The following is a 14,848-nucleotide window of genomic DNA, read 5'->3' as shown; positions in this document are numbered from 1 at the left end:
CAAGGCATCTTTCCCGCCTTGACAAGCACCCCCGAACCGTCAGCACAATCAAGCTTCGGGGTGCCCCACGCAACCACCCCGGGCGCAACGTCGCCGCCAGGCGACGAGCCGCCCCCACAAGCCCGCCCCAATTTTGTACCACCGGTTCCAGAAAGAGAGACCCCCGTGCCCCTAGCCGTCTACATCCTCGGCCTGAGCATCTTCGCCCTGGGCACCTCCGAGTTCATGATCACCGGCCTCCTCCCCGGAATGGCCGCCGACCTGCACGTCACCATCCCCGACGCAGGCCTCCTGATCTCCGCCTTCGCCGTAGGCATGGTCGTCGGCGCACCCCTCCTCGCCGTAACCACAATCCGCCTCCCCCGCCGAGCCACCCTCCTCGGCCTGCTCACCGTATTCAGCGCAGCGCACATCATCGGCGCAGTCTCCGACGGCTACGGCCTCCTCTTCACCACCCGCATCATCAGCGCCGTGGCCTGCGCCGGATTCTGGGCCGTAGCCGCCGCAACCACCGTCAACCTCGTACCGGAAGCCCGACGCGGACAAGCCCTCGCGGTCCTAGTCGGCGGACTCACCGTCGCCAACGTCGTCGGCGTCCCAGCAGGCACCCTGCTAGGGCAACACGCAGGCTGGCGCAGCGCGTTCTGGGCCGTAGCCGCACTGACCGTAATCGCCGCCCTCGCCGTGCTGCTGTCAGTCCCGCGCACCACAAAGGAAACCGAAGCCCCACGGATAGCCGAAGAACTCCGAGTGTTCCGCCGCAGCCGGTTATGGCTCGCACTCGGCGTGATCGCCCTCCTGCAGGCGATGGTTTTCGCGACGTTCAGCTACCTAGCTCCTCTGCTGGTCTCCGTCGCAGGCCTGCCCGAATCCGGCGTACCGGTGGTGCTCGCACTGTTCGGCGGCGGCGCCGTGATCGGAATTTTCGCAGGCGGCAAACTAGCGGACGCATACCCGTTCGCGACGCTTTACGGCAGCCTCGGGATCGCCGTCGCCGCTCTCGTCGCGCTTGCCTTCGCTACCAACCCGGTCGTCGCGGTGGCCGCAGTACTCGTCCTCGGCGCGGCTGGATTCGCGGCGAACCCGGCACTTAATGTGCGGGCTTATGCCGCGGCGGGCGGAACCTCGACGCTCGTCGGCGCAAGCACAACATCCGCGTTCAACGTCGGAAACACCGTCGGCCCGTGGCTTGGCGGAACGACGATCAGCGCGGGAATGGGCTTCTCCAGCGTGGCGTGGGTAAGCGTCGCACTCGGAACACTCGCCCTGGCGGCTCTCACATTCGCGCTGCGCCTGCACCAGCGCGACACCGCACCGCAACTGGTGACCGCCTGAAAGAAAACGGCCCTGCGGGAGCATTCCCGCAGGGCCGTTCCAAGAACCAGCTCAAATCCCGAGCGCGTGCACTCCGCCGTCGACCATGATCATCGAACCGGTCGTGGCAGGCAGCCAGTCGGACAGCACCGCGCACACCGTCTTCGCGGTGGGCTCCGGGTCCGTCGAGTCCCAGCCGAGCGGCGCGCGGTCGCCCCAGCCGGCTTCGAGTTCGCCGAAGCCGGGGATGGACTTCGCGGCCATCGTCTTCATCGGGCCCGCGCTGACCAGGTTGACCCGGATGCCCTGCGGGCCGAGTTCCTTGGCCAGGTACCGGTTCACCGACTCCAGCGCGGCCTTCGCGACGCCCATCCAGTTGTAGACCGGCCACGCGACGCGCGCGTCGAAGTCCATGCCGACGATCGACGCGCCGGAGCTGAGCAGCGGCAGCGTCGCGACCGCGAGCGACTTGAACGAGAACGCCGAGACGTCCACCGCGACCTTGACGTCGTCGCTGGGGGCGTCGAGGAACGGCGCGCCGAGGCAGCTCTGCGGCGCGAAGCCGATCGAGTGCAGCACGCCGTCGAGGCCGTCGACGTGCTCGCGGACGCGGTCGGCGAGCGAGTCGAGGTGCTCCTGGTTGGTCACGTCCAGCTCGAGCACCGGGGCGGGCTCGGGCAGCCGCTTGGCGATGCGCTCCACCAGTGACAGCCGTCCGAAGCCGGTGAGCACGACCTTCGCGCCCTCCTGCTGGGCGATGCGGGCCGCGTGGAACGCGAGCGAGGCGTCGGTGATGACGCCGGTGATCAGCAGCCGCTTGCCTTCGAGCAATCCGGGCAACACGTCCTCCAGGTCGTGGGTGTTCTTCTCGGGAAGGTCAGTGGCCGAGGCCGAGGCCGCCGTCGACGGGCAGCACCGCGCCGTTGACGTAGCCCGCCTCGTCCGAGGACAGGTACCGCACGGCGGCGGCGATCTCGGCCGGCTCGGCGTAGCGGCCGGACGGGACGCTGGCGATGATCTCCTTGCGCCGGTCCTCGGGCAGCGCGTCGGTCATGTCGGTGTGCACGAAGCCGGGCGCGACCACGTTCGCGGTGATGTTGCGCGAGCCCAGCTCCCGCGCGAGCGAACGCGCGAAGCCGACCAGGCCCGCCTTCGAGGCGGCGTAGTTCGCCTGCCCGGCCGAGCCGGAAAGGCCGACCACGGACGAGATGAACACGAACCGGCCCCAGCGGGCGCGCAGCATGCCGCGCGAAGCCCGCTTGGCGACGCGGAACGCCCCGGTGAGGTTCGCGTTCAGCACGCGCTCGAACTGCTCCTCCGACATCCGCATGAGCAGCGTGTCGTCGGTGAGCCCGGCGTTGGACACCAGCACCTCGACCGGCCCCTGGTGCTCCTCCACGAGCTTGAACGCCGCGTCCACCTGCTCGGCGTCGGTGACGTCGGCCTGCACGCCGAAAAGCCCCTCCGGCGCGCCGGACCCGCGGTGCGTGACCGCGACCCGGTGGCCCTGCTCGGCGAGGTCCCGGGCGATCGCCAGCCCGATGCCCCGGTTGCCGCCGGTGACCAAGACCGACCGTCCCACTGCGTTCTCCTCGTCGTCTAAGCGGTTGCGCCCGCCTGAGGCTATCGGCTGCGCTGACCGGCGGCGCACCCGGCACTCCCGTCCTAAGCGACGGTAAGGAACCGCGCCTCGACCTTGATGGTTACTCCCCGGTTGGTCACCGTGAGTCGCGACACAGGAGGTCAAGGATGACTACCCGGATCCAGGACGCCGGCTCGGCGCGGGACGAGCGGCGCGTGGTCGGCAACGTGCTGCGCGGCTCGATCGGAAACCTCGTCGAGTGGTACGACTGGTACGCCTATTCGGCGTTCACCGTCTACTTCGCGAAGGCGTTCTTCCCTGGCGGCGATGCCACGGCGCAGTTCCTCAACACCGCGGCGGTGTTCGCCGTCGGATTCCTCATGCGCCCGCTGGGCGGCTGGCTGCTCGGCCGCTTCGCCGACCGCTACGGACGCCGGTCCGCGCTCGTGCTCTCGGTTTCGATGATGGCGTGCGGTTCGCTGCTCATCGCGGTGACGCCGGGCTACTCGACGATCGGCATCGCGGCCCCGATCCTGCTGGTGTTTTCGCGGCTGCTGCAAGGGCTTTCGGTCGGCGGCGAGTACTCCACCTCGGCGACGTATCTGTCCGAAGTGGCCACCCCCGGCAAGCGCGGCTTCTACTCCAGCTTCCAGTACGTGACCCTCGTCGGAGGGCAGCTGCTCGCGCTGGGGCTGCAGCTGATCCTGCAGAGCGTGCTCACCGACAAGCAGATGGGCGACTGGGGCTGGCGGATCGCGTTCGTGGTCGGCGCGCTCGCGGCGGTGATCGTGATGGCGCTGCGGCGGTCGATGGACGAATCCGAGAGCTACCAGCGGGTGACCGAAAACGCGGAGACCGGCAAGGGCGAGCGCGGCACGCTGCGCCAGCTCGTGAAGTACCCGCGGGAGATCCTGCTCGTCGTCGGCCTGACGCTCGGCGGCACGGTCGCGTTCTACACCTACGCCACCTACACGCAGAAGTTCCTGGAGAACACCGCGCACATCCCGCGGCGCACGGTCACCGTCATCATGTTCCTGGCGCTGCTGGTCTTCGCGATCCTGCAGCCGCTGGCCGGAAAGCTGTCCGACAGGATCGGCCGCCGGAAGCTGCTGATGTTCTTCGGCATCGCCGGCACCCTGCTGACCGTGCCGATCATGACGCTGATGGCGCGCACCAGCCAGCCGTTCCTCGCGTTCCTGCTGCTGCTCGGCGCGCTGGTGATCGTGACCGGCTACACCTCGATCAACGCGATCGTGAAGGCCGAGCTGTTCCCGACGCGGATCCGCGCGATCGGCGTCGGCCTCCCGTATGCGCTCACCGTCGCGATCTTCGGCGGGACCGCCGAACTGATCGCCCAGGCGCTGAAGAAGGCGGGTCACGAATCGCTCTTCTTCTGGTACGTCGCGGGTTGCGTCCTCGTGTCGCTCGTCGTGTACGCGACAATGCGGGAAACTTCGCGTTCGTCCGCTCTCGAACGCGGCGAGGACTGACCAGGAGGACGGCCGTGCGCGTGCTGCTCGTCGAGGACGACACCGGGGTCGCCCGGGCACTCGCCGAAACGCTGCACGCGCACGGCCACCCCGTCACCGCTGTCGGCCGCGGCTCGGACGCCCTCACCCGGCACCGGGACGCGGACCTTCTGCTGCTCGACCTCGGCCTTCCGGACCTCGACGGTCTCGACGTGCTGCGCAAGATCCGCCAGGTCTCGCCGGTCCCGGTGATCGTGCTGACCGCGCGCGACGACGAGCGTTCCGTGGTCCGCGCGCTGCGCTTCGGCGCGGACGACTACCTGGCGAAACCGGTGCGGATGGCCGAATTGCTGGCCCGGATGGACGCCGTGGCGCGGCGGGCGAGCCATTCCTCCCCTGCCCCGAAAGACCCGGTCGTGCACATCGAGGACGTCGAGATCGACCTCGGCGCGCGCCGGGTCCTGGTCGACGGCCGGGACATCGGGCTGACCACCAAGGAATTCGCGGTGCTGGCGGTGCTCGCCGCGCGTCCCGGCACCGCGGTGAGCCGGCAGCAGCTGATGGACGAGGTGTGGGGCGACGCGTACCTCGCCGTCTCGCGCTCGCTCGACGTCCACATGACGCAGCTGCGCGCGAAGCTCGACCGGCCCGGCCTGCTCACCACGATCCGCGGCTTCGGCTACCGGCTCGGCCGGAGCTGAGCGGTGCGCACTCGCCTGCTGGCCGTTCTCGTCACGCTCGCGCTCGCCGTCGTGGCGGCGTTCGCGGTGCCGTTGCTGTCCGCGACCGCCGATCAGCGGACCCAGCAGCTCGTGATTTCGCGCAGCAGCGACGTCGACCGCTTCGTGGTGCTCGCGCAACAGGCCGTCGATTCCGGCGACGCGACCGCGTTGAACGCCGATGCCCGGCAGTATTCGTCGTTATACAGCGAGGGCGTGCTGATCGTCGACGCGCAGCGGCGGCCGCTGGTCGAAACCGGCGGCCTGACCAGCAGCGATCCCGCAGCGCGGTCCGTCATCGAGGCGACGCTCCGGAATGAGCCGGAAGCACCGGTCGAGCGGATCCGGCCCTGGTCGGACGCTCCGGTGCTCTTCGCCCGCCCGGTCGGCACCGGGACGCGGGTGTCCGGAGTGGTCCTGCTGCGGGCTTCGGTGACCGCTGCGGCCGCGGACGTCGGAGCCGCGTGGAGCGCCATCGCAGCCGGGGCGATGGTGGTCGCGGCGCTGTTCGTGTTGCTGGCGGTTCTGCTGTCGCGGTGGATGGTGCGGCCGTTGGTGGAGCTGGAAACCGGCGTGCTGGCGGTGGCGGGCGGACGCCGGGCGCAGGTGCCCGAACGGTCCGGGCCGCGCGAGCTGCGGTCGCTCGCGGCGTCGGTGAACCGGATGTCCGACGCGATCGTCGAATCGGCGAACCAGCAGCAGCGGCTCGTCGCGGACACCTCGCATCAGCTGCGCAACCCCATGGCCGCCTTGCGCCTTCGGCTCGACCTGCTCGGCACCGAGGTCGAAAACCGGCCCGCTTACGACGCCACGGTCGCGGAAGTCGAACGGCTGGAACGGATTCTCGACGGCCTGCTCGCTCTCGCCACCGCGGAAAGCACGGCGACCCGGCTGGCCGCGCGCGCCGACGACGAACCCGCCGACCTGGCCGCTGTCGTGGCGGAACGGGTCGACGCGTGGCGGTTGTCCGCCGACGAAGCGGGCGCGACCCTCGTTCCGTGCGCGGGCCACACCGAGCCGCTGCTGGTGCGCACGCCGGAGAGCGAGCTCGCGCAGATTCTCGATGTATTGCTGGACAACGCCGTCCATCACGCCGGTCGGGGAGCGACCATCACCGCCGCTTGGGAGTCCACTTCGGACACTGTCACGCTCATCGTCACCGACGACGGTCCCGGCCTCCCGCCGGAGGATCTCGCCCGCGCGACCGAACGGTTCTGGCGGGCCGGCGGCGACGGCGCTCCGCGCGGGACCGGCCTCGGGCTCGCCATCGCCCGGGAGCAGACCCGCGCCCGCGGCGGAGTTCTGGAGCTGCGTGCGGTCGAACCGCACGGTCTGCAGGTCCGGATCACGCTGCCCGCCGAGGTGACGCCATGACCGTCACCCGCCGCGCCGCGCTCCTCGGCGGCCTCGCCCTCGCGCTCGCCGCCTGCGACGACACCTACCGCGGCCCGGAGCGGCAGATCACCATCGCGTCCGGCGAACCCGGCGGCTTCTACCTGGCCTTCGCCGAGGTCTTGGCCGCCGAACTGTCGCGCGCCGAGCCGCGGCTGCACTGCAGCGCGCTGCGCACCGAGGCGAGTGTCGAGAACGTCGAACGGGTCCGCGACGGGACCGCCGATTTCGGTCTGGTGCTCGCTGACATCGCGCAATCCGCCGTCTCCGGCGGCACGCCGTTCGGGAAACCTGTTCCGCTGCAAGCACTCGGCCGCGTTTACGAGAACTACCTGCAGCTGGTCGTCCGCGCCGAGGACCGCATCACCGACCTCCGCGAGCTGGCCGGACGCCCCGTCTCGGTCGGCGCGAGCCGCTCCGGCGCCGCGCAGCTGGGCGAACGGGTCTTCGCCGCGAACGGCGTCCCGGTCCAGGCACAGCACCTTCCGTTGAACGACGCGGTCGCCGCGTTGCACGACCGCCGGATCGACGCGTTCCTGTGGTCCGGCGGGATTCCGACGCCTGCGCTCGCCGACCTCAACCGCACGACGCCGCTCGCGCTCCTGCCGCTGACGTCGGTGCTCCCCCAGCTGCGCAAGGCGTACGGGCCGCTGTACGAGCAGGTTCAGGTGCCCGCCGGGGCGTACCGCGGGGTGGGTTCGCTGCCGACGATCGGGGTCGCGAATCTGCTGGTCTGCTCTCCCGCGCTGCCCTTCGACGTCGCCGCGGCGGTGGTCCGGGTGCTGGTCGAACGGGCCGCCGAACTCGTGCCGGCGCAGGCCGTCGGCACGCAGTTCCTGGACGTGCGGACGCTCATCGGCACCCAGCCGGTCCCCCTGCACCGCGGCGCCGCCGACACCTACCGCGCGCTCCACGGGTGATCGCTAGATTGGTCGGGTGACCGAACGCCGCCCTCTCGCCGAAATGCCCCTCCGCGTGCGCTATCACGAATGCGATGCGCAGGGCATCGTCTTCAACGCGCACTACCTGGCCTACGCGGACATGGCGGCGTTCGAGGTCGAGAGAGCGCTCTTCGGCTCGCACGACGCGCTGCTCGCCACCGGGGTCGACGTGGTGGTCGCCGAGTCGAACCTGCGGTATTTCGCGCCGTGCCGCTTCGACGACGAGCTGGTCGTCGCGGTGTACCTCGTGCACCTGGGCACCACCTCGATGCAGTTCGAGCTGGAAGTCCGTCGCGGCGACACAGTGACGACCGAGATCCGGCTGCGGTACGTGTTCGTCGACACCGAGAACTACCGCAAGGCCGAGCCGCCGCCGGAGGTGCGCGAGGCCTACGCGCAGTACCTCCCCGAGGCAGCGTGAGGTCCCCCGTGTTCCGAGTGCTCTTCTACCGCCCCGAAATCCCGCCTAACACCGGCAACGCGATCCGGCTCGCCGCGAACACCGGGTGCGAGCTGCATCTGGTCGAGCCGTTGGGATTCACCTTGGAGGACAAGCAGCTTCGCCGCGCCGGGCTCGATTACCACGACCTCGCGCGGGTCCACGTCCATGCCGATCTGGCTGCGGCGTGGGAGGCTTTGCTGCCGGCGAAGGTGTATGCGTTCAGTGCGACTGCGACGCGTCTTTACACCGATGTCTCTTACGCGGCCGGGGATGTGCTGATGTTCGGGCCGGAGTCCGCCGGATTGCCGGACGAGGTCCAGCGCGCGCCGGAGGTCACTGATCGGCTGAGGTTGCCGATGCTGCCGAACAACCGGTCGTTGAACCTGGCCAACACCGCCGCCATCGCCGTCTACGAGGGCTGGCGGCAGAACGGCTTCGCAACGCCGTGAGATCAGCGGGTCTCAGCTCAAGAACCGCTGGGCGGCTGCATGCCAGCGGCGCGCGAACTCGTCGTTGACGAGGTCGCTCATGCTGACCATCGTCTCGCCGGGCTGAACGGTCACGTCCAAGGCGAAATAAGCGCCCGGTCCTTCGAGGCTCGCGTTCGTGCTGATCCGGGAACACCACGACTCGGTGCCGAACCGCCGGTCCAGCGCGTCCAGCGCGGGCTGCTTCGTGGCCAGGAGGAGCCGGTCCAGGACTTCGCCGGACACCATCCGCCGACTGCTTGAGTCGCCGACTTGGACTACGCAGCGAAAGACGCCGGCGGCCGTGCGAAGCCCACCGCCGGCGGGTTCGGGCACCGGCTTCTTCCTGAACGGCCACCGCATGTCTGTCCGGTCTCCTTTGCCTTGAACGTCCAAGGCGGACACCGTAAAGGCGGCTTCTCGGGACCGGTCCCGAGAAGCCGCCTAGGTCGCGGACCTACGGCAATCTCTGGCCGAACAGCAGCGCAGTGGCAGCCCCGGCCATCAGGATGATCGTCCCCAGCACCACCCACGGCTTGCTCGCGTCGGCGTTCTTCAGCTCGTACCCGATCTGCTCGCCCAAGTCGGCGTACACGCGTTTCAGCTCGTCCGCACTCGCCGCCTTGTAGAACTCGCCGCCGGACAGCCGGGCGATCTCGCGCAGCGATTCGTCGTCCACGCGGACGTCCTGCTGCTTGCCCTCGATGTCGACCGAGCCGTGCTCGGTGCCGAACGAGATCGACGAGATCGGCATCTGCGCCTGCTTCGCCGCCTGCGCCGCGGTGTACGCGCCGCGCGGGGCGTACAGGTCTTCCGGCACGGTCTGCTTGCCGTCGCTCATCAGCACGATCCGCGCGGGCGGCGGGCCGTCCGCGCCGCCGACCACCGCCGAGAAGCTCTGGATCGACTGCATCGCCGCGTAAATGCCCTCGCCGGTGGCGGTGGACTGGGCGAGCTTCAGGTTGTCGATCGCCTTCGACACGCCCGCCCGGTCCGTCGTCGGGTTGACGAGGACCGTCGCGGTTCCGGCGAACGAGATCAGGCCCAGGTTGACGCCCGGCGTCATGTTCTGCGCGAACTGTTTCGCCGCGTCCTGCGCCGCCTTCAGCCGCGTCGGCGCGACGTCGGTGGCTTCCATCGACAACGACACGTCGATCACCAGCATGACCGTCGCCCGGTTGCGCGGCACCTTCTGCTCGGCCGTCGGGCCCGCCAGCGAAACCGTCAGGAACAGCAGCGACAGCACGATCAGCACCGCGGGCACGTGCCGGATCCAGCCCTGCGCCTTGGGCGCGACCTTCTCCAGCAGCTCGAGATTCGCGAACCGCATCACCCGGCGACGGCGCTGCCGCTGCGACAGCACGTACGCGCCCGCCACGGCGGCGACCGCGAGCAGCAGCAGGAACCACCACGGCGAACTGAAACCGGCGAGGCTCACGGCTTCGCCTCCTTACTGGTTGCCCGGGCGGCGGCCGCGTGAAGGGGGACGGCGCTCATGCGACACCCCCGGACCAGCGACGCTTGCGGGCGACCACGAACCGCACCATGTCCGCGATCCAGTCGGAATCCGTGCGCAGCACCAGATGCGCGGCCCCGGCCCGGCGCAGACCGGACGCGACCGCCTGCCGGTGCGCGTTCGCCGCCGCGCCGAATTCCTTGCGCAGCAACGCCGAAGCGTGCACCTCGCGCTGCCGTCCGGTCTCCGGGTCGGCCAGCACGACGGTGCCGACGTCCGGCAGGTCCACGTCGCGCGGGTCGATGATCTCGATGGCGATCAGCTCGTGCCGTCCGGCGAGCGCGCGCAACGGGCGCTCCCAGTCCATCGGGCCGAGGAAATCGGAGATCACCACCGCCAGCCCTCGCCGCCGCGGCGGACGGCGCAGCTTTTCCAGCGCCTCGGCGAGGTCGCCGCGGACGCCTCCGGCGGCGCGGGGCGTCTCGGCCAGCCGCCGGACGAGCCCGCGGGCGTGCGGAAGCCCGCCGCGTGCCGGGAGCCGGGTGATGCCTTCGCCGTTGGACACGAGCGCGCCGATCCGGTTTCCGCCGCCGCCGGTCAGATGCGCGACAGCGGCGGTCGCGCAGACCACCAGGTCGCGCTTCTCGCACAGCGCGGTGCCGAAATCGAGGCTCGCCGACATGTCCGCGACGACCCACGTCTCCAGCTCGCGGTCCGCCACCGTCTCGCGGATGTGCGGCGTCGTCGTGCGCGCGGTGACCGCCCAGTCCATCCGGCGCACGTCGTCGCCGGGCTGGTACGGCCGCGCCTCGCCGGGTTCCGAACCCGGACCCGGAACGAGGCCGAGGTGGTTGCCCTGGAGCAAGCCGTCGAGGCGGCGGCGCACTTCGAGTTCGAGGGTGCGCAGTCCCGCTTCCATCCGGTCGCCGCGCAGGATCGGCGGCGCCCAGGCCGGGCGTTCGCCCGGGTGTTTCGAGGATGTGCCAGCCACGCCGCTACCTGACGGGCGCGCCCGCCGGCACCGGGCCGGCGCCGCCCTGCGGCCGGGCCGATACCTGCGGCAGCGGCACGGTCTGCAGCACGCGGGTGACGATGTGGTCCACCGGCACGCCGTCGGCCAGCGCGTCATAGGACAGCACGAGCCGGTGGCGCAGCACGTCCGGCACAACGTCGACGACGTCCTGCGGAAGCACGTAGTCCCGGCCGCGCACGAGCGCCAGCGCCCGCGCCGCGGCGATGATGCCGAGGCTCGCGCGCGGCGAGGCGCCGTAGGACACCCAGCCCGCGACATCGGACAGGCCGTGGTCGTTCGGGGTCCGCGTGGTGAGCACCAGCCGCACGACGTAGTCGACCAGCGCGTGGTGCACGAACACCTGCGACGCGACGCCCTGCAGCCGGACCAGCTCGGCCGGGCTCAGCACCTCGTGCGGCTCCGGCGGCGTGACGCCCATCCGGTAGATGATCTCGCGCTCCTCCTCGGCCGAGGGGTACTCGACGAGGATCTTGAACAGGAACCGGTCGCGCTGGGCTTCCGGCAGCGGGTAGACGCCCTCGTTCTCGATCGGGTTCTGCGTGGCCAGCACGAGGAACGGGTCGGGCATCGGGAAGGTCTTGCCGCCGATCGACACGTGCCGCTCGGCCATCACCTCCAGCATCGCCGACTGCACCTTCGCCGGGGCGCGGTTGATCTCGTCGGCGAGCACGAAGTTCGCGACCACCGGGCCGAGTTCGACGTCGAAGCGCTCCGCGCCCTGGCGGTAGATGCGCGTGCCGAGGATGTCGGCGGGCACCAGGTCGGGGGTGAACTGCACGCGGGAGAACGAACCGCCCACGACGCGCGCGAACGTCTCGACCGCCAGCGTCTTCGCGACCCCGGGCACGCCTTCGAGCAGCAGGTGCCCCTTCGCCAGCAGCCCGACGAGCATGCGCTCCACCAGCCGGTCCTGTCCGACGATGACGCGCTTCACCTCGAACACGGTGCGTTCCAGCAGCTGGGCGTCCCGCGCCGGGGTGCCGGGCTGCTGCCCGTTCGCTCCCTCGGCGAAGCCGGGCTCGGTCACTCTTCCTCCAGGGGTTTCCGCGTCTGCGTGCTCGTCCGCGACCCTACTGGGTCGAGAACTTCCCGCGACGGTAGCCAATCGCATTACCGGTGTGACAGCTGTGAAGCCCCTGTCAGCGGTGCTTTTCCAGGTCCTCCGGCGTGTCGATGTCGTCGCTCTCGCCGGGTTCCGCCGCGACCTCCGCGATCCGCAGCCCGCCGAGGGTCCGGCGCAGCGACGCGTTCTCCGGATGCTCCGGCAACGCCTCGCGCAACGCCGCGGTACGCCACGCGCTGACCAGCCATTGCCGCTCCCCCGCCGCGTCCACGAGCACCGCCCCGTCACCGCTGACCACAGTGGACCGCAGCCGGTCCACTGTGGAGCGCCGGATTCCGGGGAGATCGGCGGCGAGCAGCACGACGATTTCCGCGTCGACCGCCTCGAGCCCGGCGGCCAGCGCCGCGACCGGCCCCGCGCCAGGAACGGCCTCGCGGGTCCAGACGACCGTGTCGTATCCCGGCCGCTGAGGACCGCAGACCACGACCGGATCCGCTCCGGACAGCGCCTCGACCGCCCGGCCCAGCAAGGAGATCCCGCCGACCCGCAGCTCGGGCTTGTCCACTCCGGACAGCCGGCGCGCGGACCCGCCGGCCAGCACGATCCCCGCGAACCGGGGGCTCTCAGTCATGCGCCCAGCGTGCCCGCCCCGGAAACCCGCGCGCGCCTGGGGGCCTCGTGAGCGGCGATGCCGGTTGGAACCGGCGTCGCCGCTCACGAGAAAACCCGCGCGCGCTCCGGGGCCGGGCGGGTTAGGTTGCCGACGTGCCCGACGCCGCGCGGCTGCTCGCCGCTTACGACCGCGAAGTCCGTCAAGCCGAACTCACGCAGGCCGAACCCGGACAACAGCTCACTGTCGACGGCCCGCTCGCCCGCCTCACCGGCGGCCGCCGGGGCTTCGTCTCCGGCCCGCCCGACCTCGGCGTGACCGGCGACGCGCTCGACGACTTGATCGCCCGCCAGCGCGCGTTTTTCGCCGCCCGCGGCGAGGAGTTCGAGTGGAAGACCCGCAGCCACGACCGGCCCGCAGAGCTTCCCGAACGCTTGCTGGCCGCCGGATTCGCGCCGGAGGAAACCGAAACCGTCCTGATCGCGCCGCTGGACGCGGTCGCCGCCTCGGCCCCGCCGTCCGCCGACATCGTCGTGCGGGAAGCCGACGGCCACGACGACCTGCTGCGCATCGCGACGCTCTCGGCGTCGGTGTTCGGCCACGACGAGGCCGCGGTCGCCGCGGATCTGCTCGCCCGGGCCCGCGCCGATTCCGGGACCACCACGCACGTCGTCGCCGAAGCCGACGGCCTGTTCGTCGCCGCGTCCCGCCTGGAACTGGTGCCCGGCACCGGATTCGCCGGGCTCTGGGGCGGCGCGACGCTGCCCGAATGGCGCGGACGCGGCCTCTACCGCGCGCTCGTGGCGCACCGGGTCGGCGCGGCGCGGGCTCGCGGCGTGAACTACCTCCAGGTCGACGCGCTGCCCACCAGCCGTCCGATCCTCGAACGGCTCGGCTTCACCGCGGTCACCGAAACGACGCCCTATGTATGGAGCCCGCTCAGCCGATGAGGCGGGTCGCGTACGGCATGATGCCGCCGTAGCGGACCGAAGCCACGCGCACGTACGAACCCGACTGCGGGGCTTCGACCATCTGCCCGTTGCCCAGGTACAGCGCGACGTGGTGGATACCGCCCGAGCCGCCCCAGAAGAGCATGTCGCCGCGGCGCATCTGCGACAGCGGCACCCGGCGGCCCGAGGTGTACTGGTAACCGCTGAAGTGCGGCAGCCCCTGCACGCCAGCGAAGGCGTAGATCATCAGGCCGGAGCAGTCGAAGCCGATCTTGCGGTAGTCGCCGTACTGGTCGGCCACGCCGCCGTCGCGGATGCCGCGGGTCGGCCCGCTGCCGTTGCCGCCGCCCCACGCGTACGGCATGCCCACTTTGGACAGCGCCCGCGCGATCACGGCTTCGATCGAGCTTCCCGCTGCCGGGGAGGGACGGCCGCGGCTTCCGCCGCCGTTGTCGTCCCCGCCGTCGTCGTCGTTGTTGTTGGCTGCCGCGGCTGCCCGCAGCGCGGCCTGCCGCGCGCGCTCCTCGTCCTCGCGCTGCTTCTGCGCGACCCAGTCCTGGTAGCGCTGGCGCTGCCCCTGCAGGCCGTTGACCTTCGCCTGCGCGGCGTACAGCTGCTGCTCGACGGAACTCTTGCTGGCTTCCAGCTGTGTGTTCTGCGCGGCCTGGGCCTGTTGCGCGGACACGGCGGCGGACTGCGCGGAGTCCGCGGCGCCCTTCGCCCGGGTGGCCGCGTCCTGCTTCTGCTGCGCGAGTTCCAGCGCCTTGCGCGCGGCGGAGTCCTTGTTGGCCTTGTCGGTCTGGGCCTGCTGGAGCCGGTCCATCGCGTTGATCCGCGAGCCGCCGATGGCGTTGAGCAGCTGGGCGCGGGCGAGCAGGTCCTTCGGGCTGTCCGAGGTGAGATACGCCGAGACCGACCCGATCGTGCTGCCCTGCTCGAAGCTCGCGGCGGCGAACTTCTTCGCGTCCGCGCGGGCCTTCTCGATCGCGCCGACCGCCGCGTCCGCCTCCTGGCGCGCGGACTTCGCGTCGTTCTGCGCCTGGGTGGCCTCGTCCTGCGCGGTCTGCAGGTCGACCAGGGCCTTCATGGCCTGTTCCTGCTTCAGCTCGACGTTGTCCTGCAGCGCGCTGAGCTTCTGCTCGGCCTGCGCGAGCTGGTTGGTGAGCCGCCCGACCTCGCCCGCTTTCGCGTTGGCGTCGCCCTTGGCGTCGGTGATCGCCGAATCGCTCGGGTTCGGCGGCGGCGGAGGCACCGCGAGCCCGGTGCCGGCCGCGCCGAGCAGCGCGACCAGGGCGACCGTCGCAACCGTCAGGCCGCGCCGGGCTCCGGCGCCGCGCACCAGCGCATCCGCCGACCCGGACCGTCCCCGTCGGACCATCAAGCCCCGCCACCTCCGCTCACTGGCCGCAG

General features: G+C 70.9%; 16 protein-coding genes. 8 read left to right on the top strand and 8 right to left on the bottom strand.

Features of this window, described 5'->3' with window-relative positions; genetic code table 11:
- The first annotated feature begins 165 nt into the window (after positions 1-165).
- Complete coding sequence (locus tag ACZ7OI_RS39150; protein WP_470269165.1) at positions 166-1,335, top strand: Cmx/CmrA family chloramphenicol efflux MFS transporter; 1,170 nt, start codon at positions 166-168, stop codon at positions 1,333-1,335.
- A 51-nt stretch (positions 1,336-1,386) separates the two neighbouring features.
- On the opposite strand, the gene fabI is transcribed toward ACZ7OI_RS39150, so the two are convergent.
- Positions 1,387-2,154: an enoyl-ACP reductase FabI gene (gene fabI / locus ACZ7OI_RS39145; protein ID WP_470269164.1), complete on the bottom strand. Its 768-nt coding sequence runs from the start codon at positions 2,152-2,154 to the stop codon at positions 1,387-1,389.
- Positions 2,155-2,191: 37 nt separating this feature from the next.
- Positions 2,192-2,896 (bottom strand): 3-oxoacyl-ACP reductase FabG, encoded by a 705-nt coding sequence (fabG, locus tag ACZ7OI_RS39140; RefSeq protein WP_470269163.1) that lies wholly within the window; start codon positions 2,894-2,896, stop codon positions 2,192-2,194.
- A 167-nt stretch (positions 2,897-3,063) separates the two neighbouring features.
- On the opposite strand from fabG, the gene ACZ7OI_RS39135 reads away from it, so the two are divergent.
- From ACZ7OI_RS39135 to ACZ7OI_RS39110, 6 genes are read left to right on the top strand one after another with little or no spacing between them, the layout of a single operon-like run.
- The gene (locus ACZ7OI_RS39135) at positions 3,064-4,386 is read left to right on the top strand and encodes an MFS transporter (RefSeq protein ID WP_470269162.1); all 1,323 of its coding nucleotides are present in this window, start codon (positions 3,064-3,066) and stop codon (positions 4,384-4,386) included.
- A 14-nt stretch (positions 4,387-4,400) separates the two neighbouring features.
- Positions 4,401-5,066: a response regulator transcription factor gene (locus ACZ7OI_RS39130; RefSeq protein ID WP_470269161.1), complete on the top strand. Its 666-nt coding sequence runs from the start codon at positions 4,401-4,403 to the stop codon at positions 5,064-5,066.
- A 3-nt stretch (positions 5,067-5,069) separates the two neighbouring features.
- Complete coding sequence (locus tag ACZ7OI_RS39125) at positions 5,070-6,458, top strand: sensor histidine kinase (protein ID WP_470269160.1); 1,389 nt, start codon at positions 5,070-5,072, stop codon at positions 6,456-6,458.
- Positions 6,455-7,396 carry a TAXI family TRAP transporter solute-binding subunit gene (locus ACZ7OI_RS39120; protein ID WP_470269159.1) on the top strand — a complete coding sequence of 314 codons (942 nt, stop codon included), beginning with the start codon at positions 6,455-6,457 and terminating at the stop codon, positions 7,394-7,396. The genes ACZ7OI_RS39125 and ACZ7OI_RS39120 overlap by 4 nt, the downstream gene beginning before the upstream one ends.
- Before the next feature lie 16 nt (positions 7,397-7,412).
- A complete protein-coding gene (locus ACZ7OI_RS39115; RefSeq protein ID WP_470269158.1) occupies positions 7,413-7,838 on the top strand; it encodes an acyl-CoA thioesterase in 426 nt (141 codons plus the stop codon).
- Positions 7,839-7,846: 8 nt separating this feature from the next.
- A complete protein-coding gene (locus tag ACZ7OI_RS39110) occupies positions 7,847-8,308 on the top strand; it encodes a tRNA (cytidine(34)-2'-O)-methyltransferase (RefSeq protein ID WP_470269157.1) in 462 nt (153 codons plus the stop codon).
- A gap of 12 nt (positions 8,309-8,320) precedes the next feature.
- Here the strand turns inward: ACZ7OI_RS39110 and ACZ7OI_RS39105 are convergent, their stop codons facing one another.
- The 5 genes from ACZ7OI_RS39105 to mobA all read right to left on the bottom strand — a co-directional run bounded on the left by ACZ7OI_RS39105 (position 8,321) and on the right by mobA (position 12,509).
- The gene (locus tag ACZ7OI_RS39105; protein WP_470269156.1) at positions 8,321-8,575 is read right to left on the bottom strand and encodes a hypothetical protein; all 255 of its coding nucleotides are present in this window, start codon (positions 8,573-8,575) and stop codon (positions 8,321-8,323) included.
- Positions 8,576-8,783: 208 nt separating this feature from the next.
- Complete coding sequence (locus tag ACZ7OI_RS39100; protein ID WP_470269155.1) at positions 8,784-9,764, bottom strand: VWA domain-containing protein; 981 nt, start codon at positions 9,762-9,764, stop codon at positions 8,784-8,786.
- Between the two features lie 55 nt (positions 9,765-9,819).
- Positions 9,820-10,701, bottom strand: coding sequence for a DUF58 domain-containing protein (locus ACZ7OI_RS39095; protein ID WP_470269172.1), 882 nt, complete (start codon positions 10,699-10,701; stop codon positions 9,820-9,822).
- A gap of 76 nt (positions 10,702-10,777) precedes the next feature.
- Complete coding sequence (locus ACZ7OI_RS39090) at positions 10,778-11,842, bottom strand: AAA family ATPase (protein WP_037806526.1); 1,065 nt, start codon at positions 11,840-11,842, stop codon at positions 10,778-10,780.
- 112 nt (positions 11,843-11,954) lie between these two features.
- Positions 11,955-12,509 carry a molybdenum cofactor guanylyltransferase gene (mobA, locus tag ACZ7OI_RS39085; protein ID WP_470269154.1) on the bottom strand — a complete coding sequence of 185 codons (555 nt, stop codon included), beginning with the start codon at positions 12,507-12,509 and terminating at the stop codon, positions 11,955-11,957.
- A 134-nt stretch (positions 12,510-12,643) separates the two neighbouring features.
- On the opposite strand from mobA, the gene ACZ7OI_RS39080 reads away from it, so the two are divergent.
- Positions 12,644-13,438: a GNAT family N-acetyltransferase gene (locus ACZ7OI_RS39080; protein ID WP_470269153.1), complete on the top strand. Its 795-nt coding sequence runs from the start codon at positions 12,644-12,646 to the stop codon at positions 13,436-13,438.
- Here the strand turns inward: ACZ7OI_RS39080 and ACZ7OI_RS39075 are convergent.
- On the bottom strand, positions 13,428-14,816 hold the full coding sequence (locus ACZ7OI_RS39075; RefSeq protein ID WP_470269152.1) for an NlpC/P60 family protein: 1,389 nt from the start codon (positions 14,814-14,816) through the stop codon (positions 13,428-13,430). The genes ACZ7OI_RS39080 and ACZ7OI_RS39075 overlap by 11 nt on opposite strands.
- Positions 14,817-14,848 lie beyond the last annotated feature (32 nt).

It is taken from the genome of Amycolatopsis sp. NPDC114503 (assembly GCF_055633655.1).
This window is presented reverse-complemented; position numbering and strand designations above follow the sequence as displayed.